Origin of the sequence: Halobacillus sp. A5, assembly GCF_024189315.1 — a bacterium.
GTDB lineage: Bacteria > Bacillota > Bacilli > Bacillales > Halobacillaceae > Halobacillus_A.
Window position 1 is genome coordinate 673,083 of record NZ_JAIZEO010000002.1, and the last position, 26,476, is coordinate 699,558.

The window sequence follows — 26,476 nt, forward strand, 5'->3', positions numbered from 1 at the left end:
TGCTTGAGATCGTGACGATTAAAGAATTAAGCAAAGACCAACTTGAAGAAATTTCAATGATTAGACTGGCTACGGTCATTTTAGAAGAAGAAAGAGAAGCGAAGGATTTCAATGACATTTTTGAGCAAATCGCAGATATGAAAAACTTCAGTGACTCACAGAGAGAACAATATATTGCACAATTCTATACAGATTTGAATTTAGATGGCAGCTTTATGACGATTGGTACGAACCGCTGGGGATTAAAAAGCTGGTACCCTGTCGAGCAGCTTGAAGAGGAGATCGCTGCTCTTCCTCAGAAACGCAAAAAGAAGAAAAAGAAGAAGCCATCCAAGCTGCTTGAAGATGAGCTCGGTGTGGAAGGCTTTGACGATGAAGAAGAGGAAAGTCTTGATGATCTTGAGCTCACAGATGAAGATCTTGACCTAGACGACGATGATGATTTCGAAGGAGATTATGACGAAGATGATCTCGATGAAGAGGAAGAAGAAATCGTTAACAATGATACCAGTTTCATCGGTGATGAAGATGAGGAAGATGAATCCTAAGGTTGACTTTCAAAGGCCGAATGAGTATTATTTTATTTGGGCTCTTTAATTTAGAACGTGAGAACGCTCCCCTTACATGGGGGGCGTTTTTTGTTTTTTTAACACATACTAGTGGTATGTCTTTTTTCAATAGATCGAATAGCCAACCAAATGAATTCAGTAGAAAGAGGGATACTCTATGGCAACAAAATATATTTTCGTAACTGGAGGCGTTGTTTCTTCTTTAGGTAAAGGGATTACAGCGGCGTCGCTTGGCCGTTTATTAAAAAACCGCGGTCTTAAAGTAACTATCCAAAAGTTCGACCCATACATTAATGTGGATCCAGGGACGATGAGTCCCTATCAGCACGGTGAAGTTTTTGTTACAGATGACGGGGCGGAGACGGACCTGGACCTTGGCCACTATGAACGATTCATCGATATTAACTTAAACAAGTTCAGTAACGTAACAACGGGTAAAGTATACTCGAACGTAATTAAAAAAGAACGTCGCGGCGACTACCTTGGCGGCACAGTCCAGGTGATTCCGCATATTACAAACGAAATTAAGGACCGTGTCTTCCGTGCCGGACATGAAACGAACGCTGACGTTGTCATTACGGAAATCGGCGGAACAGTAGGGGACATCGAATCTCTCCCATTCCTGGAAGCGATTCGTCAAATTAAGAGTGATATTGGCCGTGAGCATGTCATGTACCTGCACTGTACGCTCGTTCCTTATTTAAAAGCAGCCGGAGAAATGAAAACAAAGCCGACTCAGCACAGCGTAAAAGAGCTTCGTTCCCTCGGTATTCAGCCGGATGTGATCGTCCTTCGTACCGAAATGGCGATTTCCGAAGATATGAAAGAGAAGATTGCCCTGTTCTGTGATATTAACAAGCGCGCCGTTATTGAAGCAGGTGACGCAGATACATTGTATGATGTGCCGCTTACTCTCCAGGAGCAGAAGCTGGATGATATTACGTGCGAACATTTTGGCCTGCAGACAAACCCCGCTGATATGACCGAGTGGAACAGTCTTGTGAACCGTGTAAAAAACTTAAAAGAAAAAGCAGTGATCGGCCTCGTAGGAAAATATGTCGAACTGCCTGATGCTTACATTTCCGTTGTAGAAGCGTTGAAGCATGCCGGATACAGCTACGATGCTGATATTGAAATTAAGTGGATCAATTCTGAAGAGGTAACAGAAGAGAATGCAGACAGTTATCTGTCTGGCGTGGACGGTATTCTAGTACCTGGCGGCTTCGGCGACCGTGCAATTGAAGGGAAAATTCAGGCAATCCGCTACGCACGCGAACAAAAAGTACCGTTCCTCGGTATTTGCTTAGGGATGCAGCTTGCGACCGTGGAGTTTGCCCGTTATGAGCTGGGACTTAAAGGAGCCCACTCCGCAGAGATCGATCCATCAACACCGCACCCAATTATTGACCTTCTTCCGGAGCAGAAGGAAATTTCTGATCTTGGTGGAACGCTGCGTCTCGGCATTTATCCATCCCGCTTAAAGCATGGTACGAAAGCGATGGAGGCCTACGGTGAAGAAGTGGTGTACGAGCGTCACCGGCACCGTTTTGAATTCAACAACCATTACCGCGAGCAAATGGAAGAGAACGGATTTATTTTCTCCGGCACAAGCCCGGATGGCCGCCTTGTCGAAATTATCGAAGTCGAAGATCATCCATGGTTTGTAGCGAGTCAGTTCCACCCGGAATTTAAATCTCGTCCAGAGCGCCCGCAGCAGCTCTTCCACGGATTTATCGGAGCCGTTATGAATACGAAGTAAAACAACGCTGTCTTAAGAGGTCCGCGCATATGAGCGGAGCTTTTAGGCAGTTTTTTGTTGAAAATTTACGGACCTACACGTAATTAACGGAAATTTAAGCGTGATTTTTGTCGTATTCTACCAGAATTTCTTTTAAACTTTTCACTTTTTTTAAAAAAATGCAGGATTCCACCGCAAGTATGTAGAAATATAGACCAAAAGACTTAATGGGTATAGGGGATGTATGTTTAGATGGAAAGGTAGTGAAATAAAGATGGGAAACAAAGTGCTCGTAGTAGACGATCAACCAGGCATACGCATGTTGCTTGAAGAACTGCTTAAAGGCGACGGCTATGAAATCATAACAGCAAAAACAGGGAAACAAGCATGTGAGGAAGCGATAGAACATCATCCAGATCTTATCTTAATGGACTATAAACTACCAGTGATGAGCGGCGGCGAGGTGCTCAATTATTTGGACAATCAAAACCTCCGTAAACCCGTGTTAATCATGACAGGGCTGGCTCCGAATTCAATCGAAGAAAATACGAATTATCCGTTTGTGAAAGACATCATTTCAAAGCCATTTGATATCCATATGATGCGAGAATTAGTAGCAAAAACCATTTCTGAAAAAGAATCATAATCTTTTTTTGGCATGAAAGCGTTATCTATTCTGATTGCTGTTGCACCTTCTTATGGGTATTGGTATTCTAATACTGTACATCAGCTTACGTGACATATTTTTGTTGGAAATGTACAAATATATGTTAGTAATAGATTAGATACATTATTAAAGGAGGATCTTTCATGCCGTTAGTTTCAATGAAAGAAATGCTAGAAAAAGCTAAGGAAGAACGCTACGGAGTAGGACAGTTTAACCTTAACAATTTAGAGTACGCTCAAGCGATTCTTCAGGCTGCTGAAGAAGAGCAATCTCCAGTTATCCTCGGGGTATCTGAAGGTGCCGGCCGTTACATGGGAGGATTTAACGTTGTTGTAGCAATGGTTAAATCACTTATGGAGTCCTACGGTACAACCGTTCCAGTAGCGATTCACTTAGACCACGGATCAAGCTTCCAGAAGTGTGCAGAAGCAATTCACGCTGGTTTCACTTCTGTAATGATCGATGCATCCCATGATCCTCTTGAAGAGAATATTGCAGTAACGAAGAAAGTTGTAGAGCTTGCACACATCCATGGTGTGTCTGTAGAAGCTGAACTTGGACGTGTAGGCGGGCAGGAAGACGATCTAATCGTTGATGATGCAGAAGCAGCATACGCGATTCCATCTGAGTGTAAGCAGCTTGTTGACGAAACAGACGTTGACGTTTTTGCTCCAGCGCTAGGTTCTGTTCACGGACCTTACAAAGGTGAGCCTAACCTTGGATTCGACCGTATGGAAGAAATTATGGGTCTTGTGGACAAGCCGCTTGTACTTCACGGCGGTACTGGAATTCCTACTGCTGACATTAAGAAAGCTATTTCTTTCGGTACAGCAAAAATTAACGTAAACACAGAAAACCAAATTTCTCAGGGTAAAGCTGTACGTCAAGTACTTGCTGAACAGCCTGAGCAGTACGACCCTCGTAAATACCTTGGACCTGGCCGCGACGCCATCAAAGAAACAGTGATTGGCAAAATGCGCGAGTTTGGTTCTTCACAAAGAGCATAAAAATTTAAAGAGGAAGCCGTTACGATGTAGCGGTTTCCTTTTGAACATTTATGAAAACGCCACCATTCAACAAAATCTTAACTTGGGAGAGGATTAGTAATGAAATTTTTCATTGATTCCGCAAATATTTCAGAGATTAAAGAAGCCAATGCACTTGGTCTGCTTGATGGGGTAACAACGAATCCAAGCTTAGTAGCAAAAGAAGGAGTATCTTTTCACGATCGTCTTCACGAAATTACAAGTGAAGTAACAGAAGGCTCTGTCAGTGCCGAGGTTATTTCTCTTGATGCAGAAGGCATGCTGAAGGAAGCAAAAGAACTGGCTGCCATTGCACCTAACATTACTGTTAAGGTACCAATGACACTCGAAGGCTTAAAAGCTGTGAAAGCATTAAGTGAATTGAACATTAAAACCAATGTAACGTTAATTTTCTCAGCCAATCAAGCCCTGCTTGCTGCGCGTGCAGGTGCTTCCTACGTTTCTCCTTTCTTAGGCCGTTTGGATGATATTGGCCATAATGGGGTAGAGCTAATTGCTCAAATTGCAGAGATTTTCGACCGTCATGCCATTGATTCGGAGATTATCGCAGCATCTGTCAGACACCCTGTCCACCTTACTGAAGCCGCTATTAACGGCGCCCACATTGCTACTGTACCATTTAAACTTTTCGAGCAGATTGTCAAACACCCACTCACTGATCAGGGTATTGAAAAATTCTTAAATGACTGGAATAATCAAAAGTAACGAGTCAATTGGAAAAACATGCATACACTAAGGTCAGAATCTTTACCTTAAAGTGAGGAGTTACTCATGAAAAAACTTTTAGTAGAAGGCGGTACACCCCTGCGCGGACAAGTTCGCGTCAGCGGAGCGAAGAACAGTGCTGTAGCTTTACTTCCGGCAGCGATTTTGGCGAATTCAAAAGTAACTATTGAAGGGCTCCCTAATATATCTGATGTGCATACCTTGTCAGAGTTATTGGAGGAAATCGGAGGGACTGTCCATAAAGATGGCCAGACGGTCGAAATCGACCCATCCGAAATGATTTCGATGCCCCTTCCAAACGGCCGCGTGAAGAAATTAAGAGCTTCTTACTACTTTATGGGAGCGATGCTTGGCCGTTTTAAGAAAGCTGTTATTGGTTTGCCGGGCGGCTGTCATTTAGGGCCGAGACCGATTGATCAGCACATTAAAGGCTTCGAAGCGTTAGGTGCTGAAGTCACGAATGAACAGGGCGCGATCTACCTGCGGGCTGAAGAGCTTCGCGGTGCCCGTATTTATTTGGATGTCGTCAGTGTAGGAGCAACGATTAACATTATGCTTGCAGCTGTTAAAGCGAAAGGCAGAACCGTCATTGAAAACGCCGCAAAAGAGCCGGAAATCATTGACGTGGCCACCTTGCTGACAAGTATGGGAGCTAAAATTAAGGGAGCAGGAACTGATGTTATTCGTATTGAAGGTGTCGAAGAGCTCAATGGCTGCCTTCATACAATTATCCCTGACCGGATTGAAGCCGGGACCTATACAATCATGGCTGCCGCACAAGGCGAGGAAATGATCATCGACAACGTGATCCCTCAACACCTTGAATCGTTATTGGCCAAGCTGAGAGAGATGGGTGTGACCATTGAAGAAAACGACGAGCAGCTTTACGTGAAGCCTGGACCGGCCCTGAAGAGCGTAGATATAAAAACACTCGTTTACCCAGGGTTTCCTACCGACCTCCAGCAGCCCTTTACTACACTGCTGACGAAAGCCTCGGGCACAGGTGTCGTCACAGACACGATTTACCAGGCCCGCTTTAAGCATATTGATGAACTGCGAAGGATGAATGCTTCGATTAAAGTAGAAGGCGGATCCGCTATCGTAGCCGGTCCATCCAAGCTTGAAGGAGCCAAAGTCAAAGCAAGCGACCTGCGCGCAGGCGCCGCTCTTGTCATCGCAGGATTAATGGCAAATGGCATCACTGAAATCACAGGCGTCGACCATATCGAAAGAGGCTATGAAAACATCACCAACAAACTCATAGAACTAGGCGCCAACATCTGGTACGAAGAAATGTCGCCAGAAGAAGTAGAACAGTTTCAAAACTCTTAAAGATAAAGTAAGAGAGCAACGGTATCAGCACAGGATAAAGTAAGAGCACACGGTACCAGGTACACAAATACACAAAAGCATCAATGAATCTTACAAGGCGTTTGTGTACCTGGTACCGCCGCGCAACAGCCATAAAAGGACTGAGGCGCAAAAGCACCGCCGCGCACCAACCATAAAAGGGCTGAGGCGCAAAAAGCATCGCCGCGCAACAGCCAAAAAAGGCTGAGGCGCAAAAGCACCGCCGCGCACCAACCATAAAAGGGCTGAGGCGCAAAAGCACCGCCGCGCAACAGCCAAAAAAGGCTGAGGCGCAAAAAGCACCGCCGCGCACCAACCATAAAAGGGCTGAGGCGCAAAAAGCACCGCCGCGCAACAGCCATAAAAGGACTGAGGCGCAAAAAGCAGTAGTGGTTTTTCTATGGGGAAATGAGGGAAAATTTTTCTTATAGAATGGGGAGAAGAACCATGGAAAGAAGTTTATCGATGGAATTAGTAAGAGTGACAGAGGCAGCCGCATTAAAGTCCGCCCGCTGGATGGGGAGAGGAAAGAAGGAAGAGGCTGATGATGCTGCCACCTCTGCCATGCGTGACGTGTTTGATACGATTCCAATGAAGGGTACAGTCGTCATCGGTGAAGGTGAGATGGATGAAGCCCCGATGCTTTACATAGGGGAGAAGTTAGGTAACGGATATGGTCCTCGCGTGGATGTAGCTGTAGATCCATTAGAAGGAACAAATATCGTTGCCGAAGGAACCTGGAATGCTTTGGCTGTCATTGCGATTGCTGATCATGGTCAGCTTCTGCATGCACCTGACATGTATATGGACAAAATTGCCGTGGGACCTGAATCTGTTGGAAAAGTAGATATTAATGCATCGATTGCTGATAATTTAACCGCTGTGGCTAAGGCGAAGAATAAAGACGTAGAAGACGTGGTAGCTACAGTATTAAATCGGAAACGCCACCAGGGAATTATTGAGGAGATTCGCGAGGCTGGCGCCCGAATTAAACTGATTCCTGATGGAGACGTTGCTGCTGCGATCAATACGGCTTTTGACGATACAGGGGTCGACATTCTTTTTGGGTCAGGCGGCGCACCTGAGGGTGTATTGGCAGCCGTGGCATTAAAATGTCTTGGGGGAGAAATTCAAGGTAAGCTGATTCCTTCCAATGACGAGGAGCTGGCACGCTGCAAACAGATGGGAATTGATGATTTAAACCGTGTGCTTTATATGGATGACTTTGTAGGAGGAGATGACGCTATCTTCGCGGCCACAGGAGTAACCGATGGTGAACTGCTGCAGGGCGTTCAATTTAAAGGACAGAAAGCGACTACTCAAACACTCGTCATGAGAGCGAAGTCCGGCACGGTGCGGTTTATTGACGGCGACCACAGCCTGAAAAAGAAACCGAATTTAGTAATCAAATAGTTATACTTTTTCTGCAAAAAGGGTATACAGTAGAGACCAGAGCCTATCTGGTCTTCTTCCCTTTTTACATTTTCTCCTGAATTTACCTGCCGATAAAATTCTTGAATCCTTATCCAAACAAGTTGTACAATGTATAGTGTTTCTTAAAAGATAAAAACAAACCGTCGTAACCTCTGCAGACTTCATTTACCTTCCAAATTATCTTCACGTATATTCATCCAATCTTAAGAATGTCAACAGGATCGATGTATTGAAGGCACGCTCGGGTATACAACATCTACAGGAAAAAAATAAATTAAAGTGGTGATCATGTGTCAGAAGTAACAATTTCAAGTTTAGAGACGATGACCTTGAAAAAACTCTACTCTTTAGCTAAGCAATTCAAAGTTTCCTATTATGCAAAGCTTACAAAGCGGGAGTTGATTTTTGCAATTTTAAAAGCGCAGGCAGAAAAAGACGGATTCTTATTTATGGATGGGATTTTAGAAATTATTCCTTCAGAAGGCTTTGGATTCTTACGACCGATTAATTACTCTCCAAGTGCAGAAGATATTTATATTTCCGCATCTCAAATTCGTAGATTTGATTTGAGGAACGGTGACAAAGTTTCAGGTAAAGTCCGCCCGCCTAAAGAAAACGAACGCTACTATGGCTTGCTGCACGTAGACGCTGTGAATGGAGAGAATCCTGAAACGGCAAAAGAACGTGTGCATTTTCCAGCGTTAACGCCTCTCTATCCAGACCGTAAAATGAAGCTTGAAACAGAGAGCAAGAAGCTTTCCGCTAGAATTATGGATATCATGTCCCCGGTCGGCTACGGACAGCGCGGCTTGATTGTCGCTCCTCCTAAAGCAGGGAAGACGATGCTTTTAAAACAGATGGCTAACAGCATTACAACGAATCATCCAGAGTCTAAGCTTATCATTCTTCTCGTGGATGAGCGCCCGGAAGAAGTGACAGATATTGAACGGTCTGTCGCTCCTGATGTTGATGTGGTCAGCTCAACGTTCGATGAAGTACCAGAGAACCATATTAAAGTCGCCGAGCTTGTTCTTGAACGCGCCATGCGCCTCGTTGAGCATAAACGCGATGTGATTGTGTTGATGGACAGCATTACGCGGCTTGCCCGTGCGTACAACTTAGTCATCCCGCCAAGCGGCCGTACGCTTTCAGGCGGGATTGACCCGGCTGCGTTTCACCGTCCGAAGCGGTTCTTCGGCGCTGCTCGTAACATCGAAGAAGGCGGCAGCTTAACGATTCTGGCCACCGCCCTCGTCGATACCGGCTCGCGCATGGATGACGTAATCTATGAAGAATTTAAAGGAACCGGCAACATGGAGCTGCACCTCGACCGCAGTCTCGCAGAACGACGGATTTTCCCGGCAATCGACATCGTCCGCTCGGGAACGAGAAAAGAAGAACTGCTTCTGCCAAAAGCCGAGCTGGATAAGATTTGGGCGATCCGCAAAACGATGTCCGATTCTCACGATTTCTCCGACCGCTTCCTGCGCCGTCTGCGTGCTTCGAAAAACAACGAAGAATTTTTCGAACTGATGGATCAAGAGATGCAGGGAAAACAGGCCAAGACGGCAAAAGCCGGATCCAGAAAATAAGATAAGCTGTTGCATTGCTATTCCAGTGCTGATATAATCTTTCTATGTGAGTTTTAGTAAAAGGTGTAACGACTAACCTTCGAAGGCTCTTACAATAACTCTGTTTCAAAATGACTCAGGGCAAAAAGGAGTGGAAGAACATGAAAGAGGGAATTCATCCAGGATACCGCAAAGTGGTATTTCTAGACACAAGTTCTGATTTCAAGTTTCTAAGCGGATCTACTCAATCTTCAGAAGAAACCATTGAGTGGGAAGACGGTAATTCGTACCCATTGATCCGTGTTGAGATTAGTTCAGAGTCTCATCCGTTCTACACAGGCAAGCAGAAAGCTGACAAAGCTGGCGGCCGTGTTGATCGCTTTAAGAAAAAATATAACCTTTCATAATAATGAATGGCTTCCTTCACAGGAGGTCATTGCATAATTTTGAACAAAAACAGGCAAATAGCAAACCGTTTGCCTGTTTTTTGTTAGTAAAAAGAAAAGCGGAAAGGGGCGGTTTAGGCCTGACACGCGTAAGCAAAACCATGCAGTGGCGTTCTATGCCACGTAATGGGGTTGCTTACGACGCGAAGGCCTGCCCCTTGCAGCTGGCCAGTAAGAAAAGCGAAGGCGAGCGTTCAGGAGCGTACGCATAAGCAAACCGGCGAAGTGAAGTGTTCTTTCTTCACATAGCCGGGTTGCTTATGTCGCTAGATCCTGCGAGCCGGAGCTGGCCAGTAAAGAAAAGCGGAAAGGCGCGTCTAGCTCCTGTCCGTTTCGGTTATTAATAAGTATAAGCTCTTTCTGGCAGTCAGCCAGAGGAGATCTGAGATGTGCAGGTAGGAGAAAGGAGCGGCAGTGAACGTGTATGTAATGAAGCAAAGTGGTTGGGTTGAAGTCATCTGTGGAAGTATGTTCAGTGGAAAATCGGAGGAACTCATCCGTCGTGTACGCCGGGCTACATATGGCAATTTGTCTGTTCGTGTGTTTAAACCAGTAATTGACAATCGATACAAAGAAGATTCCATCGTTTCTCATAATGGAACGTCCGTCCTCGCGCGCCCTGTCAGTGAATCCTTAGCGATTTTGCACGAAGTCGGGGATCACATTGATATTGTCGGCATCGATGAGGTACAGTTCTTTGATGAGAATATTGTAGAAGTCGTGGAATGCCTGGCTGACCGCGGCATCCGTGTCATTGTGGCAGGTCTGGATACAGATTTCCGCGGGGAGCCTTTTGGAAAAGTTCCTGAATTGATGGCGCTCAGTGAAAGCGTGACGAAGCTGAATGCGATCTGTCCTGTGTGCGGATCACCGGCGAGCCGTACGCAGCGGTTGATCAATGGCGAGCCTGCTTCCTATGACGATCCGATTATTTTAGTAGGTGCTTCTGAGTCGTACGAGCCTCGCTGCCGTCATCATCATGAAGTTCCTAATAAACCCAGGCAAGAGCAAGTGAAGGCTCACGCTGAAAGCTATAAATAACGTCAGCACCCGCTTCTAATAATAGGAGCGGGTGTTTGTTATAGTTTGACTGCTTGAACGATAGGGAGTAATTCCGCGGAATTAGGTTGCAATTCATACGCGTCAGGGGGCAATCGGCTTGGGTCAGGGCGCAATATCAATCCTTCCAAACCAGGGCACCCCCTGTCCTTAATGTGCTCACCTCCGTTTCATCAGCCCGGAAAAAGGAATTCTTATAGTATAATTATATAAAAAGGGGAATGACATGAATTCAAAGACCGCTTTACTCGAAGAAGCACGTCTGTTAAAAGAATGCTCTGATGCTTACGTCTATGCTGTAGAGGTATATGAAAAATCAGAAAGCAGCTGGGCGGTGGATTCATCAATTGAACTGTGCAGGCAGCGCGCTGAAGAGAGCCGACATATAAGAAATAATTCCAAAATTTATGATTTATGTTTAGAGTATGTCTATTTATGTGAAAATATAAGAAATACACAATCCGGTCGATGGAGGAATCATGATGCAAACGAAGAATGCGAATTCAAACCAGTCCAAAGGGTGTCGGAATGAATTTGATGCCTTAAAGAAAGTGCTCGTCAGCAAACCGGAGCATATGAAAATAACAGAAATCATCAATGAAACCCAGAAGCATTTTGCCAATGAGAATATCGATATTGAGTTGGCGGTTGAGCAGCATACTCAATTTGTGAAGGTGCTGCAGAGCCACAACATTCAAGTAGAATACTTACCGACAAGTCCGCAGTTAAATGAGCAGGTGTTCACGCGGGACATAGGGTTCTGTATTGGTGACCAATTATTTGTTTCTTCCCTTGCGAGTGATGTGCGTCAGGAAGAGGTGAAGCCGCTTCTTGATTTTCTTGACAAGGAAAACCTTTCTTTTACCAGGTTGTTTGGTCCTTCAATCGAAGGGGGAGATGTCATTATTAATCACGGCACGATTTATGTAGGGATCAGCGGGCGGACGAGTATGGCTGCTGTAGAACATCTGCAAAAAGCGCTTCCTGCTTATGAAATCGTTCCGTTAAAACTGCGTGAGGATATCCTGCATTTAGACTGTGTTTTTAACATCGTGGATGAGAACACCGCGTTGATTCATTCTCCCGCTCTGGAAGACAATGATGTGGAGCTGTTGAAGAAGCGGTTTGAGTGCGTGGAAGTGGATGAAGAAGAACAGTTCCAAATGGGGACAAACGTCTTATCGATCGGTGATAGTCTCGTCATCAGCCTTCCTCAGAATCACAAGGTGAACCAAAGGCTGAAAGATGCAGGTTTTATTATTATAGAAGTTGATTTATCAGAAATTATTAAGTCGGGCGGATCGTTCCGCTGCTGTACACTGCCCATTGCTCGAAAATCGTAGTGCCTAAATAAGCATAATCACCCTTTTCTCGGTCAAACTAGAGAAAAAGAGAAGAGGTGAAGTTATGTTTCGAGCAGCAGCTATTCTTTTGATCTTATTTACCGTAGGATGTGGTCAGAACCTTGATGAATCCCAGGGGCATACGAACCGCCAGGACATTATGAACATGGGGCTGGAGGATGATCCTAACACGACACCTGAGAATCCTCGTTCGATTGAACGCGTCGGGGATACGTGGGGAGTTAAAGAAGTCCGCCAGCAAATTAGTGAAGCAGCTCAGACTATTCCCGGTGTCGATGTCGAGCGGATTATCATTGAAGCGGATAATGCCTGGGTCACGGTGAGTGTCGCAGATGATCTCAGCGGGAATGAACTCGAGCGCTGGACGCACAATGTGGAAGAGCGTATTACAAACGCTGTACCAGATTATAACGTTACGGTGAAAGTAAAGCCGGCGTAATGAATAACTGGATGTGGTTGTAACCGCAACCTCTCTATAATATAATTGTACTGTTATGGAGAAAGAGGTGCATACCATTGATCGAACGTTTACAAACTTTAGAAGATCGCTACGAAAAGCTGAATGAACTTTTGAGCGATCCAGAAGTGATATCGGATACAAACAAACTGCGTGAATATTCGAAAGAGCAGGCAGGCCTAGAGGATACGGTTACGGTTTACCGTGAGTATAAAGAAGTAACCGGGCAGCTGGATGATGCCAAGGCAATGCTTGGCGACAGCATGGATGACGATATGGAAGAAATGGTCAAAGAAGAAATCAGTGAACTTTCTGCCAGCAAAACAGAGCTTGAAGAACGTCTGAAAATCTTAATGCTTCCAAGTGATCCGAATGATGATAAGAACGTTATTATGGAGATCCGCGGAGCAGCAGGCGGAGACGAAGCGTCGCTGTTCGCAGGTGATTTGTACCGTATGTACGCCCGTTATTCCGAGTCGCAGGGATGGAAGACGGAAGTCATTGAATCGACACCGAATGAAGTTGGCGGCTACAAAGAGATTATTTTTATGATTTCAGGCAATCGCGCCTATTCTAAAATGAAGTTTGAAAACGGAGCTCACCGCGTCCAGCGTGTACCGGAAACGGAATCAGGAGGACGTATTCATACTTCGACCGCTACGGTTGCCGTATTACCTGAAGCGGAAGAAGTCGAAGTCGAAATACACGACAAAGACATACGAGTAGATACATTTGCATCCAGCGGACCTGGTGGGCAAAGTGTAAACACGACGATGTCTGCTGTGCGGCTGACCCATGAACCGACAGGTACTGTAGTTTCTTGTCAGGATGAGAAATCGCAGATTAAAAACAAAGAAAAAGCGATGAAAGTGCTTCGTGCCCGGGTTTATGATAAATTCCAGCAGGAAGAGCAGGCGAAATACGATGAAAACCGTAAGTCTGCTGTTGGAACGGGCGATCGTTCAGAACGCATTCGTACGTACAATTTCCCGCAGACACGGGTGACTGACCACCGCATTGGTTTAACCCTGCAGAAGCTGGATCAGATTCTACAAGGCAATCTCGATCAAATTCTCGACGCTCTGCTCATTGAAGAGCAGACGAAAAAACTAGAGTCGATTGGTGAGTAATGATGAAACAAATGACGATTGAAGAAGCCCGTCGCTGGGCTTCTCTTTTTTTGAAACAGCATAACCGCGAGCCGCGTGTGGCTGATCTTTTGCTGGAGGACATGCTCGGTCTAAATATGGCCATGATCATGGCGTATGAACGGGACCCTTTTCCAGAAGAGAAGCTCAAGCTTTTTGAGCATCACGTCCGGCAGCATGCAGAAACGGGGGTCCCGGTACAGCATCTCATCGGCGAAGCTCATTTCTACGGACGCCGGTTTGCCGTGAATGAGAACGTGCTCATTCCCCGTCCGGAAACGGAAGAGCTGATTGAAGGCGTGCTCCAGCGCCTGCATACAGATGATCAGACGATTGCGGATATTGGCACCGGAAGCGGCATCATCGCAATTACGCTTCAGCTGGAAACAAAACGACGCACCATTGCTACGGACATTTCCCGACAGGCTATCGAGACGGCGATGGCCAATGCCCGGCAGCACGGTGCAGCGGTCGACATACTGCAAGGCAATTTTCTTGAGCCGCTGCGTAACGAAACAATAGACGTACTCGTCTCCAACCCGCCTTACATCGACCGAAGCGAAACCCTTTCTGATACCGTGAAAAATTTTGACCCGGAACTGGCGTTGTTTGCGGACAACAACGGACTCGCCGCATATGAAACGATGATCAACCAGCTCGTCTTACGCAGGCAGAAGCCGAGACTGCTGGCTTTTGAGATCGGTCACAAACAAGGACAGGACGTTAAAGAACTCATCCACACCCACCTCGCAGACTATGAAGTTACCATCCAGCAAGACATCAATCAGAAGGATCGTATGATTTACGCAATTTTAGATTCATAGGTTTAAAACAATTCCCCCCTGCCCACAATAGTTATCAACAGGGAGGGAATTTTTTATGAAAAATGTTATTATAATTCTTATTTTATCCACAGTGTGTTTCACCACCCTTACATTTAAAGTAACGGAAGAAAAGGCAGACGGAGCCGAATATCAAGTAATTCCGGATGAAGCCATTCGGCTGCGAATCCTTGCAGATAACAACGATCCAGAAGCGCAGCAGCTAAAGCGTCAGGTACGCGATGAAGTGAATGCAGAAATTACGAAATGGGTGGAGTCTTTAACAACTATTGAAGCGGCACGGAGCCTGATTCAAGAACGGATAGATGAAATCGATAAGATCGTAGCTGAAACGGTTCAGTCAGCAGGGGCAGAGCAGTCCTATACCGTTGATTACGACACTCAGGTTACGTTCCCAACAAAGCTGTACGGTTCCTACGTATATCCTGCTGGAGAGTATGAAGCTATCTTAATCACTCTGGGCGAAGGGGATGGAGACAACTGGTGGTGCGTATTGTTTCCGCCTCTATGCTTTCTTGACTTTTCCAACGGGACAAGCGTAGATGAAGATGAACAGGAAAAGAAACAAGCAGCTGAGGAAGAAGAGGAACAGGAAGTGGAATTCTTCCTTGTGAAAATTTGGAACAAGTTCATATCCTAGCATAACAGGCACTCACCTTTCATAGAGTGGTAGAAGAAAGGTGGGTGCCTATGTATGTATATTGAACGCATTCGAGCTGGTGAGGAAAGCCAGTATGCTATTAAAAGAGAACGTACTGAAATTGGCCGGTTTATTTTAAGCGAGCAGGGTAATGGTGTAAAAAGGTTAAGAAACCTTCAAGTGGACGGAAATGTTTCCAAAGCCGCCATTCTCTACGTATTTGAACTGATCCAGCAATACGTGGAACAGGAAAATATCCCGGAAATACAAGTGAAGAGTCATTCGAAAGAACTCGACACGCTGCTGCATCATCAACGTTTTCAGCTGAAAGATAAAAAAGAGCAGCTGTGGACGTATTACGTTAACTGTTGATAACTAGCAAAGTTATTCACAATTAGTGTTAATTTAGTGGATAACTTGTGGATATATAAAATGTCAGCGAACGAAGAAAGTGAGTCCAGCTTATGGATATGTGTATAAAGCTGTGGGTAAGTTGAGGATATCCTGTGAGTAGTGTCTGAATTTGCGAATCCGCCCCTCATTCTTCATAATAGAGAGTACAAAAGTGTGGATTAAAGGAGTATTCAGGCATGACAATGGAAACGAAAATATGGCCGCAAGCGACGGCAGGCAGGGAACAGAATCAAGTTATTAAAGAAGCAGCGGCGCTGTTGAGAGATCAACAGGTCGTTGCTTTTCCTACGGAAACGGTATATGGACTAGGGGCGGACGCGACGAGTGAAGAAGCTGTTCAGCGAATATTCGAAGCAAAAGGCAGACCTGCCGATAATCCGCTCATTGTACATGTAGGAGAGCGTTCCCAGGTGGAGGAGCTCGTGACCCACATTCCAGAGGTGGCGAAGCAGCTGATGGACAAGTTTTGGCCGGGGCCGTTGACGCTTGTACTTCCAAGTAATCATCAGGCCGCCCGCAATGTCACTGCTGGTTTGAACACCGTGGCGATTCGAATGCCTGATGATCCGATTGCTCTGGCTCTTTTAAAAGAATCGGGACTGCCGCTGGCCGCGCCCAGTGCCAATCGGTCAGGCCGTCCGAGCCCTACGGAGGCAGATCACGTCTATCAGGACTTGCAGGGGCGGATCGCCGGAATTGTGGATGGCGGACCGACAGGGATCGGGGTAGAATCGACCGTTGTTGACTGCGCGGCGGAGATTCCGATCATCCTCCGTCCGGGTGGTGTTACGAAAGAGGATATAGAGCCGCTTGTACCTGATGTTATTATTGACCCGGCCTTAGCTGATCAACCCGGCGAACAGCCTAAATCACCCGGCATGAAGTATACTCACTATGCGCCGGAAGCACCGCTTTGGCTCATTGAAGGAGACGATGTGTTTTTTCGTGAGCAGCTCGAGTCCATGAAGGAAGAAGGGCAGCGGGTTGCTGTCATCGCCAGCCAGGAGCTGGCCGGTCAGCTGAACCATGAGCCGGTGACGGTATGTGGATCACGTGCCCAGTTAACCGAAGTGGCTGGTGGATTATACCGAGCGCTGAGACATTACAAAAAATCGGAGGCTGAGGTCATCTTATGTGAATCCTTCCCGGAATACGGTGTAGGTGCCGCAATAATGAACCGCCTGCGTAAAGCTGCCACTCAGAAAATCAAACAGTACTAATCATATGCCCCCGCTCGCTCGCATACTTTACAGTAGCATGTCCGAGGAGGGGGCTTTTTCGTGGAATTAGAAAATATGACATCTATCATTTTATTATCGATCGCGTTAGGTATGGATGCTTTCTCGATCTCATTAGGAATGGGTATGCAGTCCGTACGCTTGAAATACGTTGGAATTGCGGGTCTGCTCGTTGGACTTCTACATATGGTCATGCCCGGTCTCGGCATGCTGCTTGGAAAATGGCTGTTCGTCAACGTCAGCGAGTGGGCATCGCTTGCCGGAGGATTATTACTATTAACGCTTGGGGCTTATACGGTTTTTGCATCCTTCGCAGAAACACATTCCCCTGCGCACTCGATGGCTGGATTTGGATTGTGGGTCTTTGCCTTCAGCGTCAGTATCGACAGCTTCCCCGTAGGCTTCAGTCTCGGCTTAAATAATATGAACACCATCGTCTCCATTATCAGTTTTGGAGTAATGAGTACAGGTTTAACGTGGATCGGATTCCTCGTCGGCCGCAGAGCCACAAGCTATATAGGCGCTTACAGTGAAATCTTCGGAGGCAGTATTTTGTGCGCCCTCGGACTCTATACCATATTCTAATAGAGTGACGTGTGTTAAAATGGGAAAAGATGATGTGAAGGGGGAGGGTCACCATGAACGTACTATTTATTTGTACAGGCAATACCTGCCGCAGCCCAATGGCAGAAGCTATAATGAAATCAAAAGACGAAGAAGCAAGTGTTAAATCTGCAGGAATCTTCGCCGGTTTGAACCAGCCTGTGGGGGCAAACACCCATGAAGTTCTGGCTGAGATCGGTTTAAGCTTTGATAATACATCAACCCCGGTAACGCAGGAGCTCCTTGAGTGGTCAGACATCGTTCTCTGCATGACGGAGAGTCATAAACAGACGTTAGCCCTGCAGTACCCAGATCTCCAGCATAAATTTTTTACTTTAAAAGAATACGTCCTGATTGATGAAGATCAATGGAGACATTTAACCGACCTGTACGCTCAATTTGAAGAAAAGAGGGCGTGGGTGCTCAGCCAGGCGGATGAGAATTTAAATGAAGTGGAGCTGGAGCAGTTTTTATTAAAAGAGTTAGATGAAGAGATTAAAGCCATTCAGCAGGCTGAGCAGGAGCTTCCAAATTTAAATATCATCGATCCTTACGGGCAGAGTGTCCAGGTGTATCGAGAAACAAGAGATGAACTAGAGAAAACCATTGAAGGATTAGTAGATAAACTTAAATATGAAAAGGAGTAGCTCTCCAGCGTAAAGTCCTGTTCATAGCACTTGGATAGGACCTCCTCATCTACCTCAGCACCCCTACCCATTTAATAGGAAGAAAAGCCTCTCATTAAAACGTTTACACTCCCTTATTTGGATTGACAGAGAACGGTATTCCTGTCACTATAAAATTGACGAATTGAATATTGGATAGAGGAGAGTGGCTGACAGCATGAAAGTCATTATTGCTTCTGATCATGGCGGAGTTAATCTGCGTCGTGAAGCAGCTGATGTTTTAGAGGAATTAGGGATTGAATATGTGGATCTGGGATGCGATTGTGAAGGATCTGTCGATTACCCTGATTATGCCCTCCCTGCAGCCGAACGTGTAGCCGGCGGGGAATTTGATAAAGGCATTTTAATTTGCGGGACAGGCATTGGTATGTCGGTCTCGGCAAATAAAGTAAAAGGCATTCGTGCAGCACTCGTTCATGACCTTTTTACGGCAAAGGTGACACGCGAACACAACGACTCTAATATGCTCTGCATGGGAGAGCGTGTGATCGGACCCGGACTCGCCCGGGAAATAGTGAAAACGTGGATACAATCTGAGTTTGAAGCAGGAAGACACAAAAACCGTATAAATAAGATTGCCGAATACGAGAATAAGTAATAGAATGGTTAGATAAGTGAAGAAGTCCACAAGTCTACTCGTTTAGCTGTATAAAAAAAGGAGATGGCCCACATGGCAGATATCAAGGCGATTCAGCAGGATGCAGCAAATGTGGCACGCCAGCTGCTTGAGACCGGTCATATGAGAGACGGGTTGTTTGTCGTTGGCTGCTCCACCAGTGAAGTAGCAGGTGAAAGCATAGGAACATCAGGAAGTGAAGCGATCGCCGAAGTGTTGTTTGAAGAATGGCGCAAATTCTCCAGACAGTCAGGCGCTGATCTTGCCTTTCAATGCTGTGAGCATTTAAACCGATCGCTCGTGGTAGAAAGGGAAGTGCAGAAGAAATACGGCTGTACCGAGGTGGCAGCTGTTCCTGTGTCCCACGCCGGAGGTTCGATGGCCTCATATGCCTTTAAACACATGGACGACCCTGTGCTCGTAGAATCAGTTCAGGCGCAGGGTGGAGTCGACATTGGAGATACACTGATCGGGATGCATTTAAAACGCGTCGCCGTACCGCTTCGCATTGATCAAAAGTCAATCGGCTACGCTCACGTCTCGGCTGCTCGAACACGCCCGCCGCTCGTTGGAGGCCCACGAGCTGTTTATGAACGATAACAATAGGAATCGGAGAGAGGGGAATTTTTACAAATGGAACATGTAAAACATTCAGATGAAGAATTGTATAATGCGGTAATGGATGAAAAGAATCGTCAGCAGGACAATATCGAACTGATAGCCTCAGAGAACTTCGTATCAGAAGCAGTAATGGAAGCGATGGGTTCTGTATTAACGAATAAATACGCAGAAGGCTATCCAGGCCGCCGTTATTATGGTGGTTGTGAACACGTCGACGTTGCAGAAAACTTAGCGAGAGACCGCGCGAAAGAACTCTTTGGCGCCGAACATGCTAACGTACAGCCGCACTCAGGTGCCCAGGCCAACATGGCTGTGTACTTTACTGTGCTGGAGCCGGGCGACACGGTGCTCGGAATGAATCTTAGCCACGGCGGACACCTGACTCACGGAAGCCCGGTGAATTTCAGTGGAACGCTTTACAATTTTGTAGAGTACGGTGTAGATGAAAAGGACGAGCGTATCGATTATGATGCTGTAATGGAAAAAGCAAAAGAAGTGAAGCCGAAGATGATTGTCGCCGGTGCAAGTGCGTATCCGCGTGAAATCGACTTCGCGAAATTCAGGGAAATTGCTGATGAAGTAGATGCCTATCTAATGGTTGATATGGCCCATATCGCCGGCTTGATAGCCTCTGGACTTCACCCGAACCCGGTGCCTCATTCGCATTTTGTGACAACGACAACTCACAAAACATTGCGCGGCCCACGCGGCGGAATGATTTTCTGCGAAGAGAAGTTCGCGAAGAAAATTGACAAGACCGTATTCCCCGGCATGCAGGGCGGACCGCTTATGCATATTATCGCAGCTAAAGCCGTTTCCTTTAAAGAAGCGCTTCAGCCGAGCTTTAAGCAGTACTCCCGTCAAATCATTAAAAATGCGAAGCAGCTCGGTGAAACATTAGTAGAAAATGGCGTCCGTATCGTCTCAGGCGGAACCGACAACCACCTGCTTCTGCTTGATCTCCGTGAAGTCGGCTTAACAGGTAAAGTCGCTGAAAAAGCGCTGGATGCCGTCGGAATTACGACGAATAAAAACACAATTCCGTTTGATCCAGAAGGACCATTTACAACAAGCGGAATCCGGATCGGTACAGCTGCCGTAACGAGCCGTGGCTTCAAAGAAGACGAAATGAAAGAAATCGGCGAACTAATCGCCTTCACCCTTAAGAATCACGACAACGACGAGAAGCTCAAGGAAGCAGCCGAACGCGTAAGCGACCTGACATCCCGCTTCCCACTCTACCAATCACTCATGCCAAGCACGCCATAATAAACCAAAAAAGTCTATCTGCCGAAGAAGCAGATAGACTTTTTTTCTTTTTTCTCTGTGTACCGGGTACAGAGAAGAGAGGAAGGTGTACCGGGTACAGGAGATAAATTGTGTGGTACCCGGTACACGGAAGAGAAAAAAGTGTACCCGGTACCAAAAATCCCCTCTGCTTATTCAACACATCATCTCTTGCTCTCGGCAATTTTTTTCTGTACAATTATCGGGATGCAAACTATTAAAAGGAGTGACTGACATGGGAAAAGTATATGTTTTGGACCATCCATTAATTCAACACAAGTTAACGTACATACGGAAGAATGAGACAGGCACGAAGGATTTCCGCCAGCTCGTCGATGAAGTAGCTGCCCTGATGGCTTTTGAAATCACACGCGACCTGCCGCTTGAAGAAGTTGAAATTGATACACCTGTAGTCTCAAACGCCAAAGCCCAGGTGCTTACAGGTAAGAAAATTGGTCTGATTCCTATTCTCCGCGCAGGACTAGGCATGGTAGATGGAATTATTAAGCTTATTCCAGCTGCGAAAGTCGGTCACGTCGGACTTTACCGCGACCCTGAAACACTGCAGCCCGTTGAATATTACGTCAAGCTTCCGAGCGATATCGAAGAACGCGAACTGATTGTCATCGATCCTATGCTGGCCACCGGCGGATCGGCCAATGAAGCCATCGATTCTATTAAAAAACGCGGAGCCCGCCAAATCCGCCTCATGTGTCTTGTAGCTGCACCCGAGGGCGTAGAAGCAGTACAGAAGGCCCACCCGGATGTGGACATTTATCTGGCTGCCATGGATGACCGCCTCAATGAAAAAGGCTACATCGAGCCAGGCCTCGGCGATGCCGGCGACCGCCTGTTCGGCACGAAGTAAGGCAGCCCATGATTAAAGTAATGACCATTTTCGGTACTAGACCGGAAGCGATCAAGATGGCGCCTCTTGTATTGGAATTGAAAAAAAGGTCAGAGCAATTTGAGCCCATCGTCACAGTGACCGCTCAGCATAGACAGATGCTTGATCAAGTGTTGAACATTTTCAGCATTGAACCCGATTACGATTTAAACATTATGAAGGATCGCCAAACGCTGTCCCAGGTCACCACACGAGCGCTCGAGGGGCTGGACGGCGTAATGAAAGAAACCAAACCGGATATCGTACTCGTTCACGGCGATACGACGACGACCTTTGCCGCTTCGCTCGCCGCCTACTACAATCAAATTCCGGTAGGCCACGTCGAAGCGGGGCTGAGGACGTGGAACAAGTATTCACCCTACCCGGAAGAAATGAACCGACAGCTCACAGGGGTTATGGCTGACCTGCACTTTGCGCCCACCAACAAGTCGCGCGATAATCTTTTGGCTGAAAATAAACGAGCGGAGCATATTTTTGTGACGGGGAATACAGCGATTGATGCACTAAAGACAACCGTTGATGAGAACTACAAATCAGACGTATTGAATTCCATCGGCGAGAAGCGTCTCGTCCTTATGACCGCCCACCGCCGTGAAAATCTTGGACGCAATATGCAGCAGATGTTCCGTGCGATCAAACGGCTCGTTGAGGAGCATGAGAATGTAGAAGTTGTTTATCCTGTGCATTTAAACCCTGCCGTGCGTGAAGCAGCGGACGAAATCCTCGGGAATGATCACCGGATTAAGCTGATCGACCCCCTTGATGTAATTGATTTTCATAACTTTGCCGCCCGCGCTCATCTCATTTTAACCGATTCCGGCGGTGTGCAGGAAGAGGCGCCTTCACTTGGCGTTCCTGTACTCGTCCTTCGGGATACGACAGAGCGGCCTGAAGGCATTGAAGCCGGCACGCTGAAGCTTGCCGGGACAGACGAAGACCACATCTTTCATCTCGCGGACGAGCTGCTGTCTGATGATGAGAAGCATGCAGCAATGGCGAAAGCCTCCAACCCTTATGGCGACGGAAAAGCCTCTCCACGTATTGCCGAAGCCATCCGTTATTTCTTTGGGGAGCGTGCAGATAAGCCGGATCCATTTAAAACAGAATGAAAAGTCAGCCTCTTTTAATAAAGAGAGGCTGGCTTTTTTTAACGGGAAATGCCATAAATCTTACTGAATCGCCCACAAACTCTAATAATAAACCATAAATCTTTCTAAATGCCCATAAAATAAAAATTCCACCCATAAACACCACAACTCCGCCCACAAACCTCCTGCACTCCGCATAACTCACCTGGGAACAACGCAAACTATCGGTAAAAAGGAGTTCAACTCATCATGCCTTACAATATCGCCGCTGCCCTCATTACTTTCTTCCTGCTGACCGGTTTCGCCCAGCCCGACCCTGATGAAGAAATTACAATTATTCTCGAGTTGAAGGATACGTCAGCTGCCTCATTTAAAAGTCATGTCGAAACTCGGCTGCCGAGGCTTGAAGTCGTTGCTGAGTACGAGACGATTTTTAACGGCATTGCGGTAAAGGGAACTCCGTCAGAGCTTGAAAAAATCTCACGCTTAAAAGAAGTCGCCAATCAATTTCCTGTTGAAACGTATACAACTCAGGAGGAATTACTGACCGAACCGTCCGGGAGTCTTACGACGGATGTCGTTCGTCCGGATACTTCCTATACGGGAAAAGGAGTGAAAGTCGGGGTGGTGGATACAGGAATGGATTACACGCATCCGGATTTGGAAGAGAATTATCAGGGTGGGTTTGATGTGATTGATTTTGACGATGATCCGATGGAAACGACGGAAGAGGGAAAGACGCTGCACGGCACGCATGTGGCGGGGATCATTGGTGCGGATGGTGATATGAAAGGGGTGGCACCTGATGTTGATCTTTATGCCTACCGTGCTTTAGGGCCGGGAGGGATGGGTACATCGGTGCAGGTGATTGCAGCGATTGAGGAAGCTGTTGAAGACGGAATGGATGTCATCAACTTATCGCTGGGTAACGATGTTAATGGTCCCGACTGGCCGACGACGAAAGCGGTCGAGAGAGCAATTGAACTCGGGACAACGGTAATAGTAGCGGCGGGAAACGCGGGGCCGGAGACGTGGACGATCGGTTCACCCGCTACTTCGGAGCATGCCATTACCGTCGGAGCTTCCGCACTGTCAGCTGACCAGCCGCTGCTAACGATACAGGGCGAGGATAAACAGATACCTGTCAGACTGCTGCAGGGGTCAAAGCCGTGGGAGCTTTCGAAGAAATATCCGCTTCTGGAAATGGAAGGGCAGCAGGTCACAGGAGCGATGGGGAAAATTGTACTGATGAGACGCGGCGGTACGAGCTTTGCAGAAAAAGCGCAGCACGCGTATCAAAAGGGAGCGGAAGCGCTCATAATTATGAATAACACAAATGAACCGCTGCGGGGTTCGATCCAAAGCCTGAACTTACCAATTCCGGTGGCCGCTGTTACAAAGGAAGAGGGCGAGTGGCTGCTTGACAAAGGGATTGTCAGCAATCAATGGATTGATACCACAACAGAAGAGGTGGAACATGGGATCGCACCTTTTAGCTCGAGGGGGCCTGTCACCTCATCCTGGAGCGTCAAGCCTGACATTTTAGCACCAGGCGTCGACGTCGTCAGCACTGTGCCCGGAGGTTACCAGGCCCTGCAGGGAACGAGCATGGCCGCGCCGCATATCGCTGGAGTGGCCGCTCTATTAAAAGAAGCGCATCCTGATTGGACACCTGAAGAGATTAAGCAGTCACTCATGAGTACCGCTGACCTTTTGCAGCAAAACGAAGAGCCGCTGCCACCGACAGAGCAGGGAGCGGGGTATGTTGATACCGCCTCCGCTCTCGAACCCGAATTATGGATGGAGCCCGGAGCCCTTAATTTTGGACGAATAGAAGGAGACCTTTTCCGTGAAAAAGTAAAGCTCAAAGTGGAAAATAAGCGGGACACCAGCCAGACTTACCATCTGAAGCAGCCGGAGAAGCAGCCCGGAATAGGCTGGAGTATGCCGACGACCTTCCAGCTGAGCCCGGGAGAGTCTAAAGAACTATCGATCGAAGTGAACATGAATAAATCGTTTATGAAAGAAGGTGTTCACGAAGGGTTCATTACAGTGGAAAACAAGGAGAACACCTACCACATTCCGTACCTTTTTATGGTTGATACGTCCAATTATGAGAAGGTTTCAGGACTGGAATTGTATAAGGACTGGGAAACCGAAGCGGACTTAACGTACCGATTCAATTTAACGGAAGCTGCTGATAAGTTAACGATTGACCTATACCGGGCAGGGACGCTGCTTCACGAGGGGCGTCTGCTCACAATCGAAGACGCTCAGGAAGGGTTGAATGAAGGTGATATTGACCTTAGAATGAGCGATGATTATACCGGCCCCTATCTGGCTGTTATTACAGTCGAAATAGACGGGACAACCCATAGCTATCCTTTCCCAATTCAGATGTAAAAAGTAGAGGAACAGCCGCTTTATAAGCTGTTCCTTTTTGGTTTGTGAAAAATGTGACAAATTTATGATAAGTGTTTGTCGGACTTTTGTACTTTTGCTCACAAACACATTGACATGATATGACCCCTATTGTATTCTTACATAGTGTGGAATGATAAGGTTTTCATACGTGGTAGCGCTTTTTTTTTTGTAAAAAGAGGTGTTGAAATGAGACACTTACAATTTCCATTTCGAGCAATGGCGCTTACAAGTGCGATTGTATCTCAACTAGCTGGAGGATCGCTTGTTGGAGTGTTTTTGGGAAAGTGGGTGGACAGCCAATTTTCCACAAGTCCACTCTTTCTGATCCTGGGATTACTTCTCGGGTTGGGAGCAGGTACATACGGAACGATTCATTTAGTACAAGCTTATACGGGAGACGATTAACTTGGAAGAATATCAACAAATGACAGCCCGTCAGCGAAAATGGATGTTCTACCTTCTGGCAATTCTCGTTTTAGGCTGGGGCGTAACTCCCTGGCAGCCGGTTTTCCTCGGGCTTCTTTTAGGAAGCATTATTAGTTTCTACAATCTCTGGTTGATGCAGAAAAAAATTAAAAAATTTGGCGAGCCATCAACTAAAGATAAACCACAAAGAGGTTTAGGAACGATTACAAGAATGGCCACAGCAGCACTAGCTGTTGTAGTCACCCTACAATTTGAAGAACATTTCCATTTAATTTCAGTAGTATTGGGCCTAATGACAGCCTATTTTGTCATTCTTATAGATTACCTGTTCAACAAAGCAACAGATTAGCATGATGGAAGAGAGGTGAACAGATTGAATCACGAAGCACCGATGTGGGAGGATGCATTTGGGATTCCATGGCTGGATTTCAACTTGTCCAACTTATTAATGATGTTTGTTGCTTCATTAATAGTATTCATTCTAGGGGTTGCAGCAACCAGGAATATGCAGCGTGCCCCAAAAGGTTTTCAAAACTTTATGGAATGGCTGATTGATTTTATTAAAGGCATTATCGGTTCGAATATGGATTGGCGTACTGGCCGGCTCTTTCTGCCGCTAGGATTGACGCTCTTCGCCTATATATTTGTATCCAATATGCTCGGTGTCGTTACTAACGGTGTAGTTGGTCACGACCTGTGGTGGAAATCACCGACAGCGGATCCAGGAATTACCTTAACGCTGGCTGTAATGGTAGTGGTGTTAACTCACTATTACGGAGTGAAGCTGAGAGGTGGTAAAGAATATAGAAAAGGTTTTGTGAGACCATTGCCATTCTTATTACCGTTTAAGATTCTGGAGGAGTTTTCAAATACTCTGACTCTTGGCTTGCGTCTTTACGGAAACATTTATGCCGGGGAAATTCTAATAACGCTGCTCGTTGGTATTGCTTCAAGCAGTGTACTTGGATTCCTTGGAGCTACTATTCCAATGGTAGCATGGATGGGCTTTAGTACTTTTATCGGTTTCATCCAGGCGTTTATCTTTGTTATGTTAACAATGGTTTACATGTCTCACAAAGTGAGCGAAGACCATTAATAAAAAAACATAA

The 26,476-nt window shown here is 46.4% G+C and carries 31 protein-coding genes; 30 read left to right on the forward strand and 1 reads right to left on the reverse strand.

Going from position 1 to position 26,476, the window contains the following annotated elements; translation table 11 throughout:
• Positions 1-11: 11 nt before the first annotated feature.
• From rpoE to wecB, 26 genes are all read left to right on the forward strand, one after another.
• The gene (gene rpoE, locus LF822_RS11425) at positions 12-548 is read left to right on the forward strand and encodes a DNA-directed RNA polymerase subunit delta (RefSeq protein ID WP_253924153.1); all 537 of its coding nucleotides are present in this window, start codon (positions 12-14) and stop codon (positions 546-548) included.
• 178 nt (positions 549-726) lie between these two features.
• Positions 727-2,328, forward strand: coding sequence for a CTP synthase (locus LF822_RS11430; protein WP_253924154.1), 1,602 nt, complete (start codon positions 727-729; stop codon positions 2,326-2,328).
• Between the two features lie 223 nt (positions 2,329-2,551).
• The gene (locus tag LF822_RS11435) at positions 2,552-2,953 is read left to right on the forward strand and encodes a response regulator (protein WP_253924155.1); all 402 of its coding nucleotides are present in this window, start codon (positions 2,552-2,554) and stop codon (positions 2,951-2,953) included.
• Positions 2,954-3,117: 164 nt separating this feature from the next.
• Entirely contained in the window at positions 3,118-3,981 is an 864-nt protein-coding gene (gene fba / locus LF822_RS11440) for a class II fructose-1,6-bisphosphate aldolase (protein WP_253924156.1), read from the forward strand.
• Between the two features lie 99 nt (positions 3,982-4,080).
• Entirely contained in the window at positions 4,081-4,725 is a 645-nt protein-coding gene (gene fsa / locus LF822_RS11445) for a fructose-6-phosphate aldolase (protein ID WP_253924157.1), read from the forward strand.
• A 66-nt stretch (positions 4,726-4,791) separates the two neighbouring features.
• Positions 4,792-6,078: a UDP-N-acetylglucosamine 1-carboxyvinyltransferase gene (locus tag LF822_RS11450; protein ID WP_253924158.1), complete on the forward strand. Its 1,287-nt coding sequence runs from the start codon at positions 4,792-4,794 to the stop codon at positions 6,076-6,078.
• A 465-nt stretch (positions 6,079-6,543) separates the two neighbouring features.
• A complete protein-coding gene (gene glpX / locus LF822_RS11455; protein WP_253924159.1) occupies positions 6,544-7,509 on the forward strand; it encodes a class II fructose-bisphosphatase in 966 nt (321 codons plus the stop codon).
• A 311-nt stretch (positions 7,510-7,820) separates the two neighbouring features.
• A complete protein-coding gene (rho, locus tag LF822_RS11460) occupies positions 7,821-9,122 on the forward strand; it encodes a transcription termination factor Rho (protein ID WP_253924160.1) in 1,302 nt (433 codons plus the stop codon).
• Between the two features lie 140 nt (positions 9,123-9,262).
• Entirely contained in the window at positions 9,263-9,508 is a 246-nt protein-coding gene (locus LF822_RS11465) for a type B 50S ribosomal protein L31 (protein ID WP_253924161.1), read from the forward strand.
• Positions 9,509-9,537: 29 nt separating this feature from the next.
• A complete protein-coding gene (locus LF822_RS11470) occupies positions 9,538-9,759 on the forward strand; it encodes a hypothetical protein (protein WP_253924162.1) in 222 nt (73 codons plus the stop codon).
• Positions 9,760-9,967: 208 nt separating this feature from the next.
• Complete coding sequence (locus LF822_RS11475) at positions 9,968-10,588, forward strand: thymidine kinase (RefSeq protein WP_253924270.1); 621 nt, start codon at positions 9,968-9,970, stop codon at positions 10,586-10,588.
• A 244-nt stretch (positions 10,589-10,832) separates the two neighbouring features.
• Positions 10,833-11,138: a hypothetical protein gene (locus LF822_RS11480; RefSeq protein ID WP_253924163.1), complete on the forward strand. Its 306-nt coding sequence runs from the start codon at positions 10,833-10,835 to the stop codon at positions 11,136-11,138.
• The gene (locus LF822_RS11485) at positions 11,089-11,949 is read left to right on the forward strand and encodes a dimethylarginine dimethylaminohydrolase family protein (protein ID WP_253924164.1); all 861 of its coding nucleotides are present in this window, start codon (positions 11,089-11,091) and stop codon (positions 11,947-11,949) included. The genes LF822_RS11480 and LF822_RS11485 overlap by 50 nt, the downstream gene beginning before the upstream one ends.
• 64 nt (positions 11,950-12,013) lie before the next feature.
• Positions 12,014-12,409: a cation diffusion facilitator family transporter gene (locus LF822_RS11490; RefSeq protein ID WP_253924165.1), complete on the forward strand. Its 396-nt coding sequence runs from the start codon at positions 12,014-12,016 to the stop codon at positions 12,407-12,409.
• A 77-nt stretch (positions 12,410-12,486) separates the two neighbouring features.
• Entirely contained in the window at positions 12,487-13,557 is a 1,071-nt protein-coding gene (gene prfA / locus LF822_RS11495; RefSeq protein WP_253924166.1) for a peptide chain release factor 1, read from the forward strand.
• A gap of 11 nt (positions 13,558-13,568) precedes the next feature.
• Positions 13,569-14,399, forward strand: a complete 831-nt coding sequence (prmC, locus tag LF822_RS11500; protein ID WP_253924167.1) for a peptide chain release factor N(5)-glutamine methyltransferase — start codon at positions 13,569-13,571, stop codon at positions 14,397-14,399.
• Between the two features lie 55 nt (positions 14,400-14,454).
• On the forward strand, positions 14,455-15,057 hold the full coding sequence (gene spoIIR, locus LF822_RS11505) for a stage II sporulation protein R (protein WP_253924169.1): 603 nt from the start codon (positions 14,455-14,457) through the stop codon (positions 15,055-15,057).
• 54 nt (positions 15,058-15,111) lie between these two features.
• Positions 15,112-15,429: a hypothetical protein gene (locus LF822_RS11510; protein ID WP_253924170.1), complete on the forward strand. Its 318-nt coding sequence runs from the start codon at positions 15,112-15,114 to the stop codon at positions 15,427-15,429.
• A gap of 224 nt (positions 15,430-15,653) precedes the next feature.
• The gene (locus LF822_RS11515) at positions 15,654-16,691 is read left to right on the forward strand and encodes an L-threonylcarbamoyladenylate synthase (RefSeq protein WP_371925899.1); all 1,038 of its coding nucleotides are present in this window, start codon (positions 15,654-15,656) and stop codon (positions 16,689-16,691) included.
• A 60-nt stretch (positions 16,692-16,751) separates the two neighbouring features.
• Positions 16,752-17,294, forward strand: a complete 543-nt coding sequence (locus tag LF822_RS11520; protein WP_253924173.1) for a manganese efflux pump MntP — start codon at positions 16,752-16,754, stop codon at positions 17,292-17,294.
• Between the two features lie 53 nt (positions 17,295-17,347).
• Entirely contained in the window at positions 17,348-17,959 is a 612-nt protein-coding gene (locus LF822_RS11525) for a low molecular weight protein arginine phosphatase (protein ID WP_253924174.1), read from the forward strand.
• A gap of 196 nt (positions 17,960-18,155) precedes the next feature.
• The gene (gene rpiB / locus LF822_RS11530) at positions 18,156-18,596 is read left to right on the forward strand and encodes a ribose 5-phosphate isomerase B (RefSeq protein WP_253924176.1); all 441 of its coding nucleotides are present in this window, start codon (positions 18,156-18,158) and stop codon (positions 18,594-18,596) included.
• Positions 18,597-18,677: 81 nt separating this feature from the next.
• Positions 18,678-19,214 (forward strand): TIGR01440 family protein, encoded by a 537-nt coding sequence (locus LF822_RS11535; RefSeq protein WP_371925900.1) that lies wholly within the window; start codon positions 18,678-18,680, stop codon positions 19,212-19,214.
• Positions 19,215-19,247: 33 nt separating this feature from the next.
• Positions 19,248-20,504, forward strand: coding sequence for a serine hydroxymethyltransferase (locus LF822_RS11540; protein WP_253924178.1), 1,257 nt, complete (start codon positions 19,248-19,250; stop codon positions 20,502-20,504).
• Positions 20,505-20,757: 253 nt separating this feature from the next.
• Positions 20,758-21,390: a uracil phosphoribosyltransferase gene (gene upp / locus LF822_RS11545; RefSeq protein WP_253924179.1), complete on the forward strand. Its 633-nt coding sequence runs from the start codon at positions 20,758-20,760 to the stop codon at positions 21,388-21,390.
• An 8-nt stretch (positions 21,391-21,398) separates the two neighbouring features.
• Complete coding sequence (wecB, locus tag LF822_RS11550) at positions 21,399-22,538, forward strand: non-hydrolyzing UDP-N-acetylglucosamine 2-epimerase (protein WP_253924180.1); 1,140 nt, start codon at positions 21,399-21,401, stop codon at positions 22,536-22,538.
• 4 nt (positions 22,539-22,542) lie between these two features.
• Here wecB and LF822_RS11555 read toward each other — a convergent pair whose 3' ends face one another.
• Complete coding sequence (locus tag LF822_RS11555; protein WP_253924181.1) at positions 22,543-22,695, reverse strand: hypothetical protein; 153 nt, start codon at positions 22,693-22,695, stop codon at positions 22,543-22,545.
• A gap of 71 nt (positions 22,696-22,766) precedes the next feature.
• On the opposite strand from LF822_RS11555, the gene LF822_RS11560 reads away from it, so the two are divergent.
• The 4 genes from LF822_RS11560 to atpB all read left to right on the forward strand — a co-directional run bounded on the left by LF822_RS11560 (position 22,767) and on the right by atpB (position 26,463).
• Positions 22,767-24,920, forward strand: a complete 2,154-nt coding sequence (locus tag LF822_RS11560) for a S8 family serine peptidase (RefSeq protein WP_253924182.1) — start codon at positions 22,767-22,769, stop codon at positions 24,918-24,920.
• A gap of 207 nt (positions 24,921-25,127) precedes the next feature.
• Positions 25,128-25,346, forward strand: coding sequence for an AtpZ/AtpI family protein (locus tag LF822_RS11565; protein WP_253924184.1), 219 nt, complete (start codon positions 25,128-25,130; stop codon positions 25,344-25,346).
• Between the two features lies 1 nt (position 25,347).
• On the forward strand, positions 25,348-25,716 hold the full coding sequence (locus tag LF822_RS11570) for an ATP synthase subunit I (protein WP_253924186.1): 369 nt from the start codon (positions 25,348-25,350) through the stop codon (positions 25,714-25,716).
• A gap of 24 nt (positions 25,717-25,740) precedes the next feature.
• On the forward strand, positions 25,741-26,463 hold the full coding sequence (gene atpB / locus LF822_RS11575) for a F0F1 ATP synthase subunit A (protein WP_253924187.1): 723 nt from the start codon (positions 25,741-25,743) through the stop codon (positions 26,461-26,463).
• Positions 26,464-26,476 lie beyond the last annotated feature (13 nt).